This window comes from Lyngbya sp. CCY1209 (assembly GCF_035615495.1).
GTDB lineage: Bacteria > Cyanobacteriota > Cyanobacteriia > Cyanobacteriales > Microcoleaceae > Limnospira.
In genome coordinates this window covers 19,652-36,908 of the sequence record NZ_JAJENU010000581.1, presented here as the reverse complement: position 1 = coordinate 36,908, position 17,257 = coordinate 19,652, and the positions used below count along the sequence as shown (strand labels likewise).

Here is a 17,257-nt window from a genome sequence, read left to right as displayed (position 1 = left end):
GAGCGGGACGGGCGACCCGCCGCGATCGCCGCCCCCCGCCAGCCGAGCCGACGACCGCCCCATCCGAGTGACAAAATAGACAGAAAACAGCCCGTGAAAAAACTATGTTATCTTGGAATCGGGTGTATTCGTATTATGCGGAACTGTATGCGACTGTATATTGGGATCGATTTCGGTTTGACAATTGAAACCCCACTGCCGGTTTGAAAAATTTTTAAGCAATTATCGAATGACCGTTGCCAACGCTCATTTTGTCTTTAATCAGATGGATTCCGACAATATTATTTTACGCGAAGCCGATCTTTTGGTCGTCGATGATGTCCCGGAAAATCTCAAGCTTTTGTCAACGATGTTGGCCGATTTTGGGTTCAGTGTCCGCAAGGCGATCAGCGGCAAGATGGCTCTGACCGCCGTGAATACTCTCACCCCCGACCTCATTTTGCTCGACATCAATATGCCGGAGATGAATGGTTATCAGGTGTGCGAAATTCTCAAACAGAATCCCGAAACCCGAGACATTCCGATTATTTTCATCAGCGCGATCGGCCAGGTCGAAGACAAGGTGAAAGCGTTTCAAGTGGGCGGCGCCGACTACATCACCAAACCCTTTGAATTTGAGGAAGTCATTGCCCGCATTAAAAATCAACTTCAGATCCGGCAGCTACAGCAAAATATTTTGCAGCAAAATCGGCGGCTCAAACAAACGACGCGGGAATTACAACGCACCCAAGCCCAACTCGTGCAGAAGCAAAAAATGCTCGGATTGAGTCAATTTGTCGCCGGTATGTTTCACGAAATCAACAATCCGATCAATTTTATTTCCGGCAATTTGGAGCCCGCCTCCGAATACATCCGAGATCTAATGGAACTGGTCGATTTGTACCGAGAAGAATATCCCCAACCTTCCGAAAAAATCGCGAACAAAATTGACAAAATCGACCTCGATTTTGTCATGGAAGATGTCCGCAAATTGATGGAATCGATGAAAACGGGGGTCGAACGAATTTCGACCGTCATGCTGGCACTGCGAATTTTCTCGCGCCTCAACGAAGCGGAAATCAAATCGGTCAATCTCAACGAAAGTCTCGATAGCGTGTTATTTTTAATCAAACCTCGCCTGTCGGAAGCCGAAAACAGTCCCCCCATTCAAATCGTCAAAAATTATCAAGATTTGCCCAAAGTCACCGGCTACGCCAGTCAAATCAATCAGGTGTTCATGCATTTGATCAATAACGCGATCGATGCGTTGAAGGCGGCGCACCGAGAACGCCCCGGCGCTTCCGGAAATCCCACTATTTGGATCGCCACCGAACGGGTGAATCCGGAATGGGTCGCGATCCGAGTCCGGGACAACGGCGTGGGGATTCCGGAAGCGTTCACATCCCGTTTATTCGACCCTTTCTTCACGACCAAACCCGTGGGCAAGGGGATCGGGTTGGGACTCTCCACCAGCTATCAAATTGTCGTTCAAAAGCACGGCGGCCAGTTGACCTTCCATTCGACACCAGGGGAGGGGACGGAATTTCGGGTGGAATTGCCGGTGACACTGCCGGAAGTGCCCCCGGATTAAATCTCGGGGACGGGGGCGAGGAGTTGGGCGATCGCATCCTCCCAAATTGGGGGCCGACGCCGCCGGATCTTCCCCGTTTGGCGGTCCACCAACACCAACGTGGCCCGGGCGCTGGCGAACCGCCGCCCGCCGTCGGCCGACCCGATCTCGTATTCCCAGGGGATGCGGACGCCCTCGAGTCCGGCGACGCGGTGTTTGATAACGATGCGATCGCCCATGTGAGCGAACTGGTGGTAGCGGACCGCCAACTCCACCACCGGCAACTCGAACCCCGACGCCACTAATTCCTCATACCCGAGGCCGGCCGATCGCAGGGCCAAAACCCGGGCCTCCTCCATCCAACCCACATAACTCCCGTGCCACACCACCCCCGCATAATCCGTGTGGTGGGGAAACACCTCGACCCGGTACTCGAACCATTTTGAAGCGGACTGTTCCGATCCAGACACTTTACAATTCTTTCCAAAACGCTACATTTCTACAAATTATCAGCCAGTCATCAGCTTTATCCTGAAGTTATAGCTTCGGTGTCTCATGCAATTCCGTCAAGAAGACTCGCCCGCCACCGAAGGACGCGCAGTCGAGGTGGGGGAAGCCCGGGAGTCTCGCCGGACTGCTTCTTTCATCCGAGGAACGGGATCGGTGCCGAATCCGGGTTCGGCCTTTCACCCTTCCGGAAGGCGATCCATCCCGATTGACCGGACTCGGGCCGCGGGACTCTTCATCATCGGATCGAAACTGAACACCTGATCAAAACGCTCGCTTTGAATTTCGGGAAAAACCTATGATCCAAAAAATTTTAGTTGCCGTTGCCGGCCGGGGACTCTGCGAAGAGATGCTGAATATGTTGATGGACTTGCCCTCCCTCCAAAAGGCTTCCGTCACCGTCCTGCACGTCGTCCCCACCCAAATCACTGCCGACGCGATGTCGGACAAGCTCGAAGAAGGGGGCAAAATCCTGGCCGAAGCCGTGAAGTCGATCAAACTCGACCCCAGCAAGGTCAATCCCAGACTCAAACAGGGCGACCCCAAAGATATCGTCTGTCAGGTGGCCGACGAAGAAGACGCCGACCTGATCATCATGGGATCGCGGGGCCTCGGGCGCCTACAGGCGATTTTGGAAAATTCCGTCAGCCAGTATGTGTTCCAACTCACCTCCCGCCCCATGCTGCTGGTGAAAGATGATATTTACGTCAAAAAACTGCGCCGGATTGCGGTCGCCTTCGACGGCTCTCCGGAAGCTCAAGAAGCCCTACAGATGGCCCTGGCGTTGACGAAGGAAGCCCAGGGGGGACAACTGATCCTCACCCACGTCAACAAGGATCTGAGCGGGAAATCGGCGGAGGACTACACCGCCAACGCCGAAAATGACCCCACCTTTGCCCCCGCGATCGCCCAGGCCAAGCAGATGGGTATCAGCTACCGCTGCGTCACCGGAACCGGAAAACCCGGCCCGGAAATTTGCCGCATCGCGGAAGAGGTCAACGCCGACCTGCTGATCTTGGGTTCCCCCGATCGCCGCCCCACCGTCGCCAAGAGCTTCGTCGATCTTGATCGCCTGCTCGGAAACTCCCTGTCCGACTATGTGCGCGTCTACGCGGGTTGCCCCGTCCTGCTGACCCGCCACGCCGGTTAGTTTGGGGGAAAGGAGGGAGTCGGGAATAGGGAATAGGGAATAGGGAGTAGGGAGTAGGGAGTAGGGAGTCGGGAATAGGGAATAGGGAATTTTTCACTTTTCACTTTCCCCACACCCCACACCCCACACCCCACACCCCAATTTTTAAGGATAAAAACTCAACTGGGGCAGTCCCAGGGTTTCCTCCCACCCCATCATGATGTTCATGCACTGGACGCCCTGACCAGCCTGACCTTTGATCAGATTGTCGATGCTCGAAATCACGATCGCGCGATCGGTGCGCTGGTCTACCTCGATGCCGATATAGCACAAATTCGTACCACAGGCCCACTTGCTCTGGGGGAACGTCCCCCCCGGCAAAATCTTCACCCAGGGGGAATTGCGGTAAAACGCCTTGTAAATCGTCAGCAGATCTTCCCGCACCAGTCCCGGATCGCGCAGGTTGGCGTAAACCGTCGCCAAAATGCCCCGCACCATCGGCATCAGGTGGGGGGTGAACTGCACCTTCACGTCATGTCCGGCCAGGTCGCCGCAAATTTGCTCGATTTCCGGGGTGTGGCGGTGGTGTCCGCCGATGCCGTAGGCCGAAACCGAACCGTCCGCCTCCGCCAACAACATATTGGTTTTCGCCTGCCGACCGCCGCCGGAGGCCCCCGACTTGGCGTCGATGATGGCGCTGTCCGGCACGATCAGCCCCTGCTTGAGCAAGGGGGACAGGGCCAGCAAACTCGCTGTCACATAGCACCCCGGACAGCCCACCAACCGGGCATTGGCGATGCGATCGCGGTACAGTTCCGGCAGGCCGTAAACGGCCGTACTCGCCACCTCGCGATCGCCCGATCTCTCTTTTCCGTACCACTTCGTATAGGTTTCCAAGTTGGAAAACCGATAATCCGCCGATAGGTCCAGAACGTAACATCCCTTGGACAACAACTTCGGTGCCATATCGCAGGCCAGACCGTTGGGGAGGGACAAAAACACCACCTCGCAGCGATCGGCGATTTTGTCCAAGTCGATCGCCTCGACGGTCAGTTCCACCCGGTGTCCCAGGTGAGGATACAAACTACAAAACGGTTTTCCGGCGCTACTTTCTCCTCCCAAATAGACAATTTCCACCTGCGGATGATCCTGTAACAGTCGCACCAGTTGCACGCCGCCGTAGCCCGATGCTCCGACGATTCCGATCGGTACGCGCTTATCACCCAGTTAAACTAAGCGAGCCAGTCACCCGGCCCACTCGTCTCCAGAACCGTGCGTGAGACTTTCACCTCACACGGCTCCTCAGAATCTCAATGTGACCTCGAATTGGGGTGTGGGGTGTGGCCCTTCGACTGCGCTCCCTTCGACTGCGCTCAGGGCAACGGGTGTGGGGTGTGGGGAAAGTGAAAAGTGAAAAATTCCCTATTCCCTATTCCCGACTCCCGACTCCCGACTCCCTAAACTCCGTGTTTCAACAAACCGGCCCATTTTCCGTTTTGGAAGCACCCGAATTGATGGCGATCATCCGGCGTCGTTTGCCAGTATTTTCGCCGTCGATAGTCGGCGGGTTTGTTGGGGTGGCGGCGTTTCGCCCAGGCTTTGAGCTTGGTGTCGAGCAACCAATCCAGGCGGGTGTGATGACTCCGGCAATTGGCGATTCTGAACCGATCGCCCCAGGCGCGGATGGCCCGGTTGAGGGAGAGAATCAGATCGGCTTGGGTGCCGGCTTTGTGGGATTCGACGATCGCGGCCAATTCCCGATAGTGTCGGGCGACAGAATCCCGACTCGGCGCGATCGCCGTCCGGTATCCATTTCCCCGGGGAAACTGCCGGACGTGAAATTCCGACACCTCGAACCCCGGCCGTTGCCCACCGACGGCATCGACGCTGTGGGTGATTTGACAATTCACCCCGGATGGCAGTTGCCGTTGCTTCAACCACCGAGCGATCGCCTCCTGACAGGCTTCAACCACCGCGCGATCGCGGTGCACAATCGCCAGATGTGTTCCCCACCGGATCACCCTGGGCATTCGATCCACCTCAGACCCGAGTTCAGCTTGCAAGCGATCGGCCAATTGAGCATTGGCGATCGCATCCAATAAAGCCACCAGAGGCGCCGCGATCGCTTTTGGGGTCAATTTCAGCTTTCGGGGCAGCGAGGTCAGTCCCCGCGCAAAATTCCCCGGTTGAGTGGCGAATTTGAGATCCGCCACCCCGACAAATTGGGGTTCATCTTCCAGGGTTCGGGCGATCGTCCGTACCGCCCCCGAAAGCGATCGCTCGGCCTTCACGATCCCGTCATCCCGCTCCGACAGAGCCCGACTTTCTGGCTCGATCGCCCAGCTCATCAAACACTCTCGGATCGGTTGAGTGGGTCCGTCGGCCGCGACGATCACCCGCGAAGCGAGATATCGCGCCGTTGCGGACCGGATCAAAGTCTTTTGGAGTCGGCGAACCGCCTTCACATCACCCCGTTTCGAGGCCCGGTAGATTCGCTGTTGCAGCTTCCACAAACGACGCCGTAGGGGCGCAAGGTTGGCGCCCGCAAGGTTTTCGTCCGTGCATACCATCCTCGTCCGATTCGGACGGGCTTTAGTCTTATTCACCGCAATTGACATCCTCTACCAGTTGAGATTCCGCGTGTCCGTCTGCATATCCCCGATTTGTGGTCGGGGCCTTGGCTTCTGACACGATCCCGCCTCCGAGACGCCTGGATAGTCCAGAATTTGCGTCTTGGCTGACTGCTCGGCATCGTGCGATCGCATCGCAGAAACCGAGAGCGCCTCGGAGGTTATCCCGTTCCGAAACTCACTTTGGTTCCTGACCTTAGGGCCTTCCTTTCTACCGGGGGCGTTGTGAGTGCCGGGTTATCCCACAAAGTGAGATTACCTTTGACGTCGGCAACAACAACGTCGTCTCGCCCCGAGTGCCAATTGCACCCTTGCGTCACAGCCCTTTCGCAAGTCGAGTCTGACGGTAGTTCTGACGGAAGTTCGGTTTCCCTGCCCGTAGCCAGCTACTCGGCGGAAGCGCCCGCATCGGGCTCGCAGGCATCCCACCTTTCCTTCCCGCTTCACGGATTGAGGGCCAGTCGCTACCGTGGGGAAGTGCTTTCACTCCGGCACCTGGAGGGTTGGACTTGGAAGGGTTCAAAGTCGAAATGACTCGATTTTTCCGCACCAACAAGCGAGTTTCAGTTGTCAAGGTTGAAATTGACGCCGCGTCCGATACAAAGGGTGAAGGGGGGGAATGAATTGTCAATTGTCAATTTTCCCCACGTCCTCAAATTGTCCGGGCGCTTCGCCAAACCTTGCAGCCCTTCCCCCGAGGAGAAATTCCCCGGTTTCGGGCTAACGGGTCGCACTATTGCAAGACTCCTCAATTAAGTTCGACAAAACAGCATAGCTGAATTGTTGCTGCATTGTAGTATCAAATTCCCCAAGATCGCAGGGTTTAAATGGGCAACCCCATCTCCGACAACCCCCGCCGCAGGCGCGAACCCTCGGCGGGGTTCGTTTTTTCGTAAAGTGCGATCGCCTTTCGGAAGGCATCCAGACTCTCGGGGAGGTTGCCGATGCCCAGCAGGGCGGCTCCCAAATTTTGGTAAGCTTCGGCATAATTGGGATTGAGCCCGATCGCCCGTCGGTAGGAGGCGATCGCACCCCGAGAATTTCCCATCGCCCGCAGCACCATCCCCAGATTATTGTGGCCGAGGCCAAAATTGGGGTCGATGTTCACGGCGGTTTCGTAGGCGGTCCGGGCGCCGGCGAGATCCCCTTTGGCTTTCAGCAGGTTTCCCAAATTGTTATAGGCGCCCAATTTCAGTTGGGGGAGCACTTCCGCCGCGATCGCCTCCCGGTAGTGGCGTTCGGCCAGTTTGGCGAATCCCTTTTTTCGGTAGGCGATGCCCAAATGATAATGCAGTTCGTACAAAATTCCCGGGTCGATTTGACTTTTTTGTTCGAGTCCCCCTTTCAGCAGTCGAATTCCGCCTTCCATATCCCCCATTTCCACGTACAACGCCCCCAATTTACTCGCCGCGTAGGGATCGCCGGGATGTTGCCGCAAATACTTCTCCATCGAGGTTTTGGCGGTTTCTCGCTTGTTCCGTCCCGCGATCGCATCTGCACTGTATCCCTCGTGGGCGATCGCAATTTCCGAGATTGAACCGATCCGCCAGTGGGGCTCCCGCCGCAAAATTTCCGCAACGCTGTCGTCCACCAAGGCATGATAGGGACGGGAAAAATAGAGATCGGGATGGTTTCGGAACAGCCGCGACACCAGGGAATAGGGGGAGAGCACCGCCCCAATTTCCTGCCGCACCAAATTAATCAATAAATGATCTTCGAGTCCAGTGGCTCTCCGAATTTGGGGGATAATATCGGGAACCAACCGTTCGTCCGCATCGAGTACCAAAACCCAATCCCCGGTGACATATTTTAGCGACGCATTCCGGGCGGCGGCGAAGTCGTCGCACCAGGGGAATTCGTACACCTTCGCCCCCAATTTTTCGGCGATCTCCGGCGTTCCGTCCGTCGATCCGGTATCCACCACCACCAACTCTTCCGCCACCTCCCGGACGCTGTTCAGGCAGTCGGGCAGATTGTCCGCCTCATTTTTCGCGATCGCGCAAAAGCTTAGTTTCATGGTTTTTCAAAAGTCGCGTTCGAGGATCTATTATTCATTGACAATTGATAATTGACAATTATTGATGGATTGACCTTTTCGGGGCGATCGAGAATTGACCGTCGCACCTCAGTCGCGCGATCGGTTCCCGGAGAAGGTAGAAGTGAGGAGTCAGGAGTCAGAAATTTTTCTTTCCTCCCTACACCCTACACCCTACACCCTACACCCTTACGTCAAATCTTCCCGAATTGACTTGACTATGCAACTGTTATCCCGCCCGACACTTTCTTCGTCGCAGGAGATTGATGCGAGGATTTGATCGTCAATAAAATTTTGCGAATTGCGAGAGAGAAACCAGCCGACGGGGAGTTTGAAACCATTGCCGACGGTCCGCAGTCTGAGGATTCTCAATCGCTCCTCATCCAGGGCATAGGTTGACAAATTGACGATATTGCGGCCGCGAGCTTCGCGGGCACGAAATAGGGCTCGGATCGGCGAAAAAATTTCATTAAAAACCAAATCGCTGCGCTCATTTAAAGAACGATTTTTGGGCGCATTTACCAGCGCGATGTAGATGATCTTGAATCGATTATCTTGCCCGTCTATTTGCTGTAATAATCGGCCAATATCTAGAGCTGTGGAAATGCCAGAATTATCAAAATAACCCCCGTCTGCCAGATGTATTCTACCGCGATCGTCGCCCGGTCGATACCAACCGACAGGAGTGATATAAGGAAATCTGGCGCTCAGGCCCACTGCCGTACTCAATCTCAAGTCCGTGTCACGAAGAATTACTGGAAATTCGGAATTATTTTTTGTTGGATTTACTGGTCGATCTGATGACATTGTAAAGGGACTGATTAACAAGCGCTCACCCGTTTCGACGACGGTCGTGTTGAGGACTAAAGCCGGCGAAGTATCTTCGGGCTTCCAATGCTTGTAAAACGATTGTCTGAACGGATTTTCATGATTTTCGATCGCCAGTCGCTCCCAGGAATTTTCAAAGGCAAATTCTAGTCCCCTAGCCCGATCCCATTCATTGATAGGAAAGGGGATAAACCTTTGGAACAGATCGGGGAATAAACCGAGGGAAAGTAAAGGAGAAAGGAAATCTTGATTCAAGATATTTTTGGCTTGTTCGGAATAACTGATCGACCCCGGAAGTCCCTCGCCACTGTTTTTTAAAAGACTGGCAAAGACTGACGCTCCCAAGCTGCCACCGGAAACGCCACTGATGGCAAAAATATGCTGGGGAAAGTCGGGAATTTCATCGGTCAATTTTGCGAAAGTCATCGCCGAATGATAGGCGGCATAAATCCCGCCACCTTGCGCCGATATAATATAGACAGGATAGGGTTTTTCAGGCCGGTATTGATCGCGGTCTGGACGGCTATCCAACCATTCTTTAAAGCATTGATTCAAGCTCGGTAGTTCCGATTTAAAGTTATCTATAGAAGGTTTTATGTATCTGAATTTATGGTTATCATTGATGTTTGTAACGCCGTTAAAAATGAGTAAACAAATCAAGAAAATGACAGCAGAAAAATCATTTTTGTCGCCCACTTTTTGCAGGATAGAGATGCCGACAACAAGAATTGTAAATGAGATAGCAACCAGGCTAATTGGCCCGATCACAACGGGGATAAGTATAGAGAAACTCGGGGGAAATACATGGGAAGCTAATCCGACGTAAATCCCGGGAAATAGTAACGCATATTTGAGGGCATTTTTTTGAATATTTTCTTTGTCCTTATCCGAATCATAAAAAGAACAATAGAGCAGCAAATAAAGTGAGAGTTGTAAAATAATAATACCGACCACTCCCCAGGCGGAACTGGATGTTTGAGCGATCAAAGGCAAGGAAATTAAACTGAAAGCTCCGGAGACAACATTGACAAATAGAATTTTAATTCTTTCGACCGGAAGCGGAGTCAAACGATAGGCTTTATAAAAGCCGGTTATTTCGAGGGCATTGAATAAAAACAAAAACGTAATATTGCCGGCATAACTAAAAATAAAATTCGCATTTTCGAGATTTTTGCCAGCCGAAAGTATGCCCAATGAAAAACCCAATATTGGCAGATATCCAATCACTAGGGACAGAATTTTATTGACTTCTTGCTGTTGCGAGGATTGCCAGTTTGACTCGGGTGGGGTCGAATACAGCAGGTAGGCAGAGTACCAGATAGATGAAGCCAAAATATGGACGAGAAATGCGGATAAAATAGCCTGATGCAGGAGTGAATCCGCAATAATAACACGATACACTTCTTTGGTTTGCTCGACGCTCGAGAAAATCAGAAATGCTCCCAAAGAAACCATACAAGGCCCGAATAATTCCCCGATGGATTTTAAAAGCATTTTGAGAGATTTCATCAGTGTATCGATCCAGCGAATTACGATCATCGTTATTTTTAAGTAACTGACTCCACATCGTTTTTTACTAGAATCTAACACGATCATTTTTCCCCTGACCGATTTTTTCAGAAAACTTAACCCCCAACCTCCGACGCCCCCTCACAGGCCGAACCGGGCGTTATATTGAAATCAAAATTCCGAAATAGACCCCGGGCGGAGATTGACCGAGAAATCACAAGGGTGCGATCGCGATTCCCCCCATGAAACCCCCCCGAACCGTTTGACAGAGGATAGTCGAGCGATCGATGCCCGAATCCGATCGCCGTTCTGGGAATCCCCCGTTCTGGCATCAGCTTGACGGGGTCGGATGTCAACAAGTCTTATATAATAAAAAAATTGCAACAACTATTGAGTGCGATGTCTACAGCCAGTCGCGAATTATCCCAGACATCCGAACCCCTGAATTGGGAGGAAATCGGCAAAATCGCCGGGAGCAATCGCCTGCGGAGGTGGGACGATCTGGAACCGGAAATCCAAAACCGCATCACCCGTTCCGTCACCCCCGACTCCCAAATCGAAGGCGTCATCTACCCCGAAACCCCGGCGGAATTGGCGGCTTTCGTCGCCTACGCCGCGGCAACTGGGTTGGGAATTTTGCCCTTCGGGAACGGCAGCAAGCTGTCCTGGGGAAATCCGATCGCCGGTCCGCGCATCGCCATGAGCACCCGCCGGATGAACCGCTTAATCGAACACGCCGTCGGAGATTTGACGGCGACAGTGGAAGCGGGGATGACGCTGCGGGAATTGCGGGACATTCTCGGAGCACAGGGACAATTCCTCGGATTTGACCCCACCTACCCCGACACCGCCACCATCGGTGGCATCGTCGCCACGGGGGACAGCGGTTCCCTGCGACACCGATATCGGGGGGTCCGCGATCTGCTGCTGGGGATTTCCTTCGTCCGGTCCGACGGCAAAATCACCAAAGCCGGGGGACGGGTGGTTAAAAATGTCGCCGGTTACGACTTGATGAAGTTGCTGACGGGCTCTTACGGGACGTTGGGGATCATTACTCAAGTTACCCTGCGGCTGTACCCCCGCCAGGATGCCTCGGATACTGTCCTGCTATCGGGAAATCCGGATGCGATCGCCGCGGCGGCCCAAACTCTGCTATCATCGGCCCTGACACCGATCGCCGTCGATTTGCTCTCCCCTGAGTTGATGGAAATCGCCGCTCTCGGCAATCAGATGGGGTTGGCGGTGCGGTTCCAGAGCATTCCCGAAAGCGTCCGGCAGCAGTGCGATCGCCTCTTGGAAGTGGGGGAAAAATTGACATTGCAAGGACACCGCCTCGGGGAAAATGAGGCGGACTTATGGGGGCAATTAAAGCAACAAATGTGGAACGGTTCCCCTGAACAGAGAATGATCGGCAAAATAGGAGTAACCCCGACGACGGCGGTGGCAACCCTGAGTCAGTGCCGAACCCCCGCCATGATTCACGGGGGCAGCGGTTTGGGTGTGGTGCGGTTCGAGACGGCTACCCCGGAACGGTTGCGAACCCTGCGTCAGTGGTGCGGCAAAAATGGCGGTTTCCTGTCGATTTTGGAGGCCCCCGCCGACCTCAAACAGCAGATCGACGTTTGGGGATATACCGGGAATGCCTCGGATCTGATGCGCCGCATCAAACAACAATTCGACCCCGAAGGACTTTTGAACAATCATCGATTTGTGGATGGAATTTAATTCCAATTTTTAACAACGATAATTTTGCAGGACTTTCATTTTTTAATATGCAAACGTTCGACAAAACCTCCGAAGCCATTCCGGCAAAAGACAGCAATTTTTTGGGGCAAAATCCCCACCTGCAACCCTCCGAAGAATTTCCGGGTTTCGATGACAATAATCCGCCCCCTCCCGATTTGATTAATACCTGCGTGCACTGCGGGTTTTGTCTGGCCACCTGCCCGAGTTATCGGGTGATTGGCAAAGAAATGGATTCTCCCCGGGGTCGCATTTATCTAATGGATGCGATTAATAAAGGAGAGGCGCCGTTAACCCCCGCCACCGCCCAACATTTTGACAGTTGTTTGGGGTGTCTTGCCTGCGTCACCACCTGCCCTTCCGGGGTGCAGTATGATCAATTGATCGCGGCAACCCGCCCCCAGGTAGAACGGAATGTTCCCAGGAATTTGAGCGATCGCATTATCCGCACCCTAATTTTCAGTTTATTTCCCTATCCGAACCGCCTGCGTCCGCTGTTATTTCCCCTGTATATTTATCAGAAATTAGGGTTACAAAACGTGGTGCGATCGACGGGATTACTGCCGAAAATCTTCCCACGGCTGGCGGCGATGGAATCGATCCTGCCGGAAATTTCCGATGCCGCATTTCGGGATAATATGCCGACTGTCATTCCCGCCAAAGGCGAGAAACGCTACCGGGTGGGGGTGATTTTGGGTTGCGTCCAGCGACTCTTTTTCTCCCCGGTGAATGAGGCGACGGTGCGGGTGCTGACGGCGAACGGCTGCGAAGTGGTAATTCCCAAATCCCAGGGTTGCTGTGCCGCCCTGCCGGAACACCAGGGACAGACGGAACAATCCCACGCTTTAATTAAGCAAATGATCGACAGTTTTGAAGGAACTGGCGTGGATGCGATTATCATCAATGCGGCGGGTTGCGGACACACTTTAAAAGAATACGGCCACATCATGAAAGACGTTCCGGAATACCGGGAAAAGGCGGCAGAATTCGCGGCAAAAGTGCGGGACGCCCAGGAATTTTTGGCGGAAGTCGGACTGACGGCGGAATTGTCGCCGTTGGTTGATGGGGAGGATTTGACGTTGGTTTATCAGGATGCCTGCCACCTGTTGCACGGACAAAAAATCAGCAGCCAACCTCGGGAAGTGTTGAAACAAATTCCGGGGGTCAAATTGCGGGAACCGGTGGACGCGGCGCTGTGTTGCGGCAGTGCTGGGGTTTACAATATGCTGCAACCGGAAGTGGCGGACGAGTTGGGAGAACAGAAGGTCGAAAATTTGCTGAATACGGGGGCGACTTTGATCGCTTCTGCGAATCCGGGGTGTTCTTTGCAGATTAAAAAACATCTGAAATTGCAGGAGAAAGAAGTTCCCCTGATGCACCCGATGGAATTGTTGGATTGTTCGATTCGGGGAGTTAAAATTTAGGGTGTAGGGTGTAGGGTGTAGGGTGTAGGGAGTAGGGAGTAGGCAATAGGCAATAAGAAGACAGAGACTTACTCCGCTCCCTCCGCTTCCGGTCGCTTCCGGTCGCCTCCGGTCGCTTCCGGTCGCCTCCTTCTAGCTTTGGCTTTGGGGGACCATTTTTTCTTCGACGAAGGCTTGGAGGCGATCGAGGTGGTTTTGGAGTTGTTCGACGAGGGGTTTTGCGTCTTGGAGGTTTTGTTGGAGGGCGAGGGTTTCGAGTTGTTTGGCGATCGCGGGAATGTGCAGGACGGCGGCGTTGGCGGCCGATCCTTTCAGGGCGTGGGCTTGCTGTTTGATCTGGGTGAAATCTTCGGTGCGGACGGCTTGTGCGATCGCGTCGATGCGTTCTTGTCCCTGCTGGATGAACATGGACAACAGGCGATATTGCAGGTTCAGTTTTCCATGAAATAACTGTTCGAGGCGATCGAGATCGAGGGGGATTTCCGGTTCGGCGGGGAAATCGGAGGATGGAACGGGGGGTTCCGGGCTGCGATCGCCCCCGACGGAACTCCAGCGCCGGATCACGCTGCCGAGGGCTCTCAGATCGATGGGTTTGCTGAGGTAGTCGTCCATCCCCGCTTTCAGACAGCGCTGGCGGTCGGAGGGCATGGCGCTGGCGGTGAGGGCGACGATCGCCGGGGGGGGTTTGGGGCCGGTGCGATCGCGAATTTTAGCCGTCGTTTCGTAGCCGTCCAAAATCGGCATCTGGCAGTCCATCAAAATGATGTCGTAGTCTTGCCGTTGCAAACGGTCGAGGGCCGACTGTCCGTCCCCCACCGCATCCGCCGCATAGCCGAGTTGCCGGAGTTGGCTCACAATCACCTCTTGGTTGACGACATCATCCTCAGCCAGGAGGATTTTGACGGGGTTCGATGGCGTTTCCCCCGCTGGGGTTTCGGAATCCGGGAAAGACGATTCGGGTGGGGAGAAATCCCGCGATCGCGCCGACCAATAATTTTCCAAGCCGTCGGTGGGATCGGGCATCTCCGGCATCTCCAATTTGAGGGCGACGGCCAAACTCTGCAACAACCGCAGGGGCGCCACCGGCTTGATCAGATAGCTGAAATTTCCCAAATTCAGAACCTGTTCGGCGCGGTTGCGCTGGTTGATGCCGCTCATCAAAATCAGCCCGGTGAGTGAGGGTTTGGACTCCCGGTAGAGTTGGCGGACCAACTGCGCCCCCTCCCGGTTGAGCAAGTGCAAGTCGATCAAAATCAGGTGGTAGGGACGACCGCGAACCCGGCACTGTTGCCATGAAGTGCGGGCGAGTTCGGCCGTGTCGGCCTCTTCCACCCGGATGCCCCACTCCTCGGCGATGCGGCGGACGGACTCCCGCACCAGGGGGCTGCGATCGACCACCAGCAATTTCAAATTTCGCAATTGTTCGGGGACGGCGATCGCGCATTCAGACTCCGGCGGCGCGAAACCGGCGGTGAACCAGAACGTCGAGCCGCACCCCTCCCGGCTTTCGAGCCCGATCTGGCCGCCCATCAGATCGATGAGGTGCTTGCAGATGGAGAGTCCCAACCCCGTACCCCCGTACTGGCGGTTGGTGCTCGAACTCGCCTGGGCGAAGGGCTCGAACAGTTTTTGTTGCAGTTCGGGGGAAATGCCGATCCCCGTATCTTCCACGGAAAAGCGGATGCCGGTTTTCTGGGGTTCCCTGCCGTCGCGGGTCGCCCGGATGACGATGTGGCCGGATTCGGTGAATTTGATGGCGTTGTTGACCAAGTTGATGAGCACCTGTTGCAGGCGCATCCCGTCGCCCCGCAGTTGTCGGGGCAGGTTGCGATCGATGAGGACGACCAGTTCGAGTTGTTTGTCTTCCGCCTTGACGGCGAGGAGATCGACGACCGTTTCGATGCAGTTGTGCAGGTCGAAGTCCCGTTCCTCCAGGTGGGCCTCCCCGGCTTCGAGTTTGGACAGGTCGAGGATTTCGTTGATCACGGTCAGCAGGTGTCGGGCGCTGCGGTAAATGGTGCCGGTGTAGTCCCGCTGCTGGGGGGTGAGGTCGGTTTTGAGCAACAGTTCCACCATCCCCAACACGCCATTCATGGGGGTGCGGATCTCGTGGCTCATCTGGGCCAAAAATCGCGATTTGAACTGCACCGATCGCAGGGCGGCGTCGCGGGACTCCACCAGGTGGTTGAGGGGGATCAGGGCGAGGATGGCCCCGCCAATTTCTCCGGAGTGGCGATACCAGGGTCCGATCGCCCAACCGTGGTAGGTCGGCGACTGATTTTCCCGAACCCAGCAATCCTCCAACGTCGAGATGGTTTCCCCCCGCAGTGCCCGTTGGTGAACCAATTTCCACTCCGGCTTGATGTCGGGAAAGATCTCGTAGTGACTCGCGCCGATCAGATTGGCGGTTTTTGGCTGGCAGAAATCGATCCACCCCGTGGAGTGGGCGAGGTACCGCATTTGGGTGTCGAACATCGCGACGGGGAGGGGGAGGTGGGAGATGAGTTGCTGCAGCCGTTCGCATTCGAGTTCGGTCTGGCCGGAACCGTCCGGGCTGCAGGCCACTGCTTCCCCGGTGGCGATGATGCCGATAATTTCGCCGCGGCGGTTGCGCCAGGGGACGATTTGGAATTGAACTTGCCGTTCCCGTCCGTCCGAGGTGAGGAGGACGTGGTGGACGCGGACGGGGGCGAGGCAGGCGATCGCCTTGCCGTACAGGGCTTTCACCGTTTCCCGCCGGGATTCCGGCACGCACAAAGTCCAAAAGTCGCGATCGCGGACTTCTTCCCGGGAATGGCCCAAAAGCTCCCGGGCCGCCCGGTTCCACTCCTGAATTTTGCCCTCTGCACAGAGCCCGATGACGACGCACCCCATCTGTTGGAGCAACGAGTCGGCGCGATTGCGAAAGTCGGGGCGCGCGAGGGGGGGAATTTTTCGCCATTTCATCCAACTCCAACTGGCGGCGACACTGAAAATGGCACCGAAGCTGAGGCTGATGGCCAGCAAATTGTTTGAATCTAGCGGGGTTGGAGGAAACATCGACTGAAACACTCTCGATCAGTAGGGTTGTCCCTGACAGATGCCCCTCACTCTAGCCCAATCATCTCGAATGCCGGCTCTCGGAGTAGGGTGGGGTCAGCTTGCAGTTTTTCATTTTTCATCGCGATCGCGATCGCGATCGCTCGACGGACTCGATAGGGCTCGGAGATGGACCGTAATATAAGTTAAAGGTTAACACACCACCGTTGGAGCGTGTCTCGCCCGTCACCATCGTGGCGTTTCCGCTCTCCACCGACGACCATCGGAGCGATCGCATGGGACACTATCAAAAATTCATTTCCGTTAAAACCCAGGGCAAATCCCTGGCTAAAATTACCCGCCACGTCCAGGATGCCGTCGCCGAGTCGGGGGTCCAAATCGGACTCTGCACGGTCTTTTTGCGGCACACGTCCGCCAGCCTGATTATCCAAGAAAATGCCGACCCGGACGTTCTCGAAGACCTGGAAAATTTCCTCTCCAAATTGGTGCCCGAAGGCCCCCACTACATCCACAGCACCGAGGGCCCGGACGATATGCCGGCCCACATCCGCACCGTTTTGACCAAGACTTCGGAACAGATCCCCATTTCCCAGGGCCGCCTGGTTCTGGGCACCTGGCAGGGGCTCTACCTGTGGGAGCACCGCAGCCGCGGACATCAGCGGGAATTGGTGATTCATATTAATGGAGATCTTTAATATATATAGCGATCAGGAGTCATTTGAAAATCTTCTGGCCCCCAAACCCCCAATACTGGGGGCTTTGAGTCGATCAATTTTTCACGAATCATTTCACGCTGCTATATAGCGATCAGGAGTCATTTGAAAATCTTCTGGCCCCCAAACCCCCAATCCTGGGGGCTTTGAG

11 protein-coding genes are annotated in these 17,257 nt (G+C 54.8%); 5 read left to right on the top strand and 6 right to left on the bottom strand.

Annotated features, from left to right (window positions below; translation table 11 throughout):
- The first annotated feature begins 229 nt into the window (after positions 1 to 229).
- Complete coding sequence (locus LKE08_RS20865; protein WP_324706180.1) at positions 230 to 1,570, top strand: response regulator; 1,341 nt, start codon at positions 230 to 232, stop codon at positions 1,568 to 1,570.
- Here LKE08_RS20865 and LKE08_RS20860 read toward each other — a convergent pair.
- A complete protein-coding gene (locus LKE08_RS20860; RefSeq protein ID WP_324706179.1) occupies positions 1,567 to 2,019 on the bottom strand; it encodes a thioesterase family protein in 453 nt (150 codons plus the stop codon). The genes LKE08_RS20865 and LKE08_RS20860 overlap by 4 nt on opposite strands.
- A gap of 335 nt (positions 2,020 to 2,354) precedes the next feature.
- Here LKE08_RS20860 and LKE08_RS20855 point away from each other — a divergent pair, with 335 nt between their 5' ends.
- Positions 2,355 to 3,206, top strand: a complete 852-nt coding sequence (locus LKE08_RS20855; protein ID WP_324706178.1) for a universal stress protein — start codon at positions 2,355 to 2,357, stop codon at positions 3,204 to 3,206.
- Between the two features lie 144 nt (positions 3,207 to 3,350).
- Here LKE08_RS20855 and argC read toward each other — a convergent pair whose 3' ends face one another.
- The 4 genes from argC to LKE08_RS20835 form a co-directional block, all read right to left on the bottom strand.
- Positions 3,351 to 4,412: an N-acetyl-gamma-glutamyl-phosphate reductase gene (gene argC / locus LKE08_RS20850; protein ID WP_324706202.1), complete on the bottom strand. Its 1,062-nt coding sequence runs from the start codon at positions 4,410 to 4,412 to the stop codon at positions 3,351 to 3,353.
- A 230-nt stretch (positions 4,413 to 4,642) separates the two neighbouring features.
- The gene (locus tag LKE08_RS20845; protein WP_324706177.1) at positions 4,643 to 5,791 is read right to left on the bottom strand and encodes a group II intron maturase-specific domain-containing protein; all 1,149 of its coding nucleotides are present in this window, start codon (positions 5,789 to 5,791) and stop codon (positions 4,643 to 4,645) included.
- Positions 5,792 to 6,638: 847 nt separating this feature from the next.
- Positions 6,639 to 7,832 (bottom strand): glycosyltransferase, encoded by a 1,194-nt coding sequence (locus LKE08_RS20840; RefSeq protein WP_324706176.1) that lies wholly within the window; start codon positions 7,830 to 7,832, stop codon positions 6,639 to 6,641.
- Positions 7,833 to 8,039: 207 nt separating this feature from the next.
- The gene (locus LKE08_RS20835) at positions 8,040 to 10,217 is read right to left on the bottom strand and encodes a patatin-like phospholipase family protein (protein ID WP_324706175.1); all 2,178 of its coding nucleotides are present in this window, start codon (positions 10,215 to 10,217) and stop codon (positions 8,040 to 8,042) included.
- 369 nt (positions 10,218 to 10,586) lie between these two features.
- Here LKE08_RS20835 and LKE08_RS20830 point away from each other — a divergent pair, with 369 nt between their 5' ends.
- Both LKE08_RS20830 and LKE08_RS20825 read left to right on the top strand, forming a co-directional pair.
- Positions 10,587 to 11,912 (top strand): FAD-binding oxidoreductase, encoded by a 1,326-nt coding sequence (locus tag LKE08_RS20830; protein WP_324706174.1) that lies wholly within the window; start codon positions 10,587 to 10,589, stop codon positions 11,910 to 11,912.
- 47 nt (positions 11,913 to 11,959) lie between these two features.
- On the top strand, positions 11,960 to 13,354 hold the full coding sequence (locus LKE08_RS20825) for a heterodisulfide reductase-related iron-sulfur binding cluster (protein WP_324706173.1): 1,395 nt from the start codon (positions 11,960 to 11,962) through the stop codon (positions 13,352 to 13,354).
- 132 nt (positions 13,355 to 13,486) lie between these two features.
- Here the strand turns inward: LKE08_RS20825 and LKE08_RS20820 are convergent, their stop codons facing one another.
- Complete coding sequence (locus tag LKE08_RS20820) at positions 13,487 to 16,393, bottom strand: response regulator (RefSeq protein ID WP_324706172.1); 2,907 nt, start codon at positions 16,391 to 16,393, stop codon at positions 13,487 to 13,489.
- A gap of 275 nt (positions 16,394 to 16,668) precedes the next feature.
- Between LKE08_RS20820 and LKE08_RS20815 the strand changes: the two genes are divergently transcribed.
- Complete coding sequence (locus LKE08_RS20815) at positions 16,669 to 17,088, top strand: secondary thiamine-phosphate synthase enzyme YjbQ (protein WP_324706201.1); 420 nt, start codon at positions 16,669 to 16,671, stop codon at positions 17,086 to 17,088.
- The last annotated feature ends 169 nt before the right edge of the window (positions 17,089 to 17,257 follow it).

Bases quoted from the DNA above. Each gene is read 5' to 3' on its own strand.
- LKE08_RS20865 (WP_324706180.1), top strand. From the start codon at position 230: ATGACCGTTGCCAACGCTCATTTTGTCTTTAATCAGATGGATTCCGAC.
- LKE08_RS20855 (WP_324706178.1), top strand. From the start codon at position 2,355: ATGATCCAAAAAATTTTAGTTGCCGTTGCCGGCCGGGGACTCTGCGAA.
- LKE08_RS20840 (WP_324706176.1), bottom strand. From the start codon at position 7,832: ATGAAACTAAGCTTTTGCGCGATCGCGAAAAATGAGGCGGACAATCTG.
- LKE08_RS20835 (WP_324706175.1), bottom strand. From the start codon at position 10,217: ATGATCGTAATTCGCTGGATCGATACACTGATGAAATCTCTCAAAATG.
- LKE08_RS20830 (WP_324706174.1), top strand. From the start codon at position 10,587: ATGTCTACAGCCAGTCGCGAATTATCCCAGACATCCGAACCCCTGAAT.
- LKE08_RS20825 (WP_324706173.1), top strand. From the start codon at position 11,960: ATGCAAACGTTCGACAAAACCTCCGAAGCCATTCCGGCAAAAGACAGC.
- LKE08_RS20820 (WP_324706172.1), bottom strand. From the start codon at position 16,393: ATGTTTCCTCCAACCCCGCTAGATTCAAACAATTTGCTGGCCATCAGC.
- LKE08_RS20815 (WP_324706201.1), top strand. From the start codon at position 16,669: ATGGGACACTATCAAAAATTCATTTCCGTTAAAACCCAGGGCAAATCC.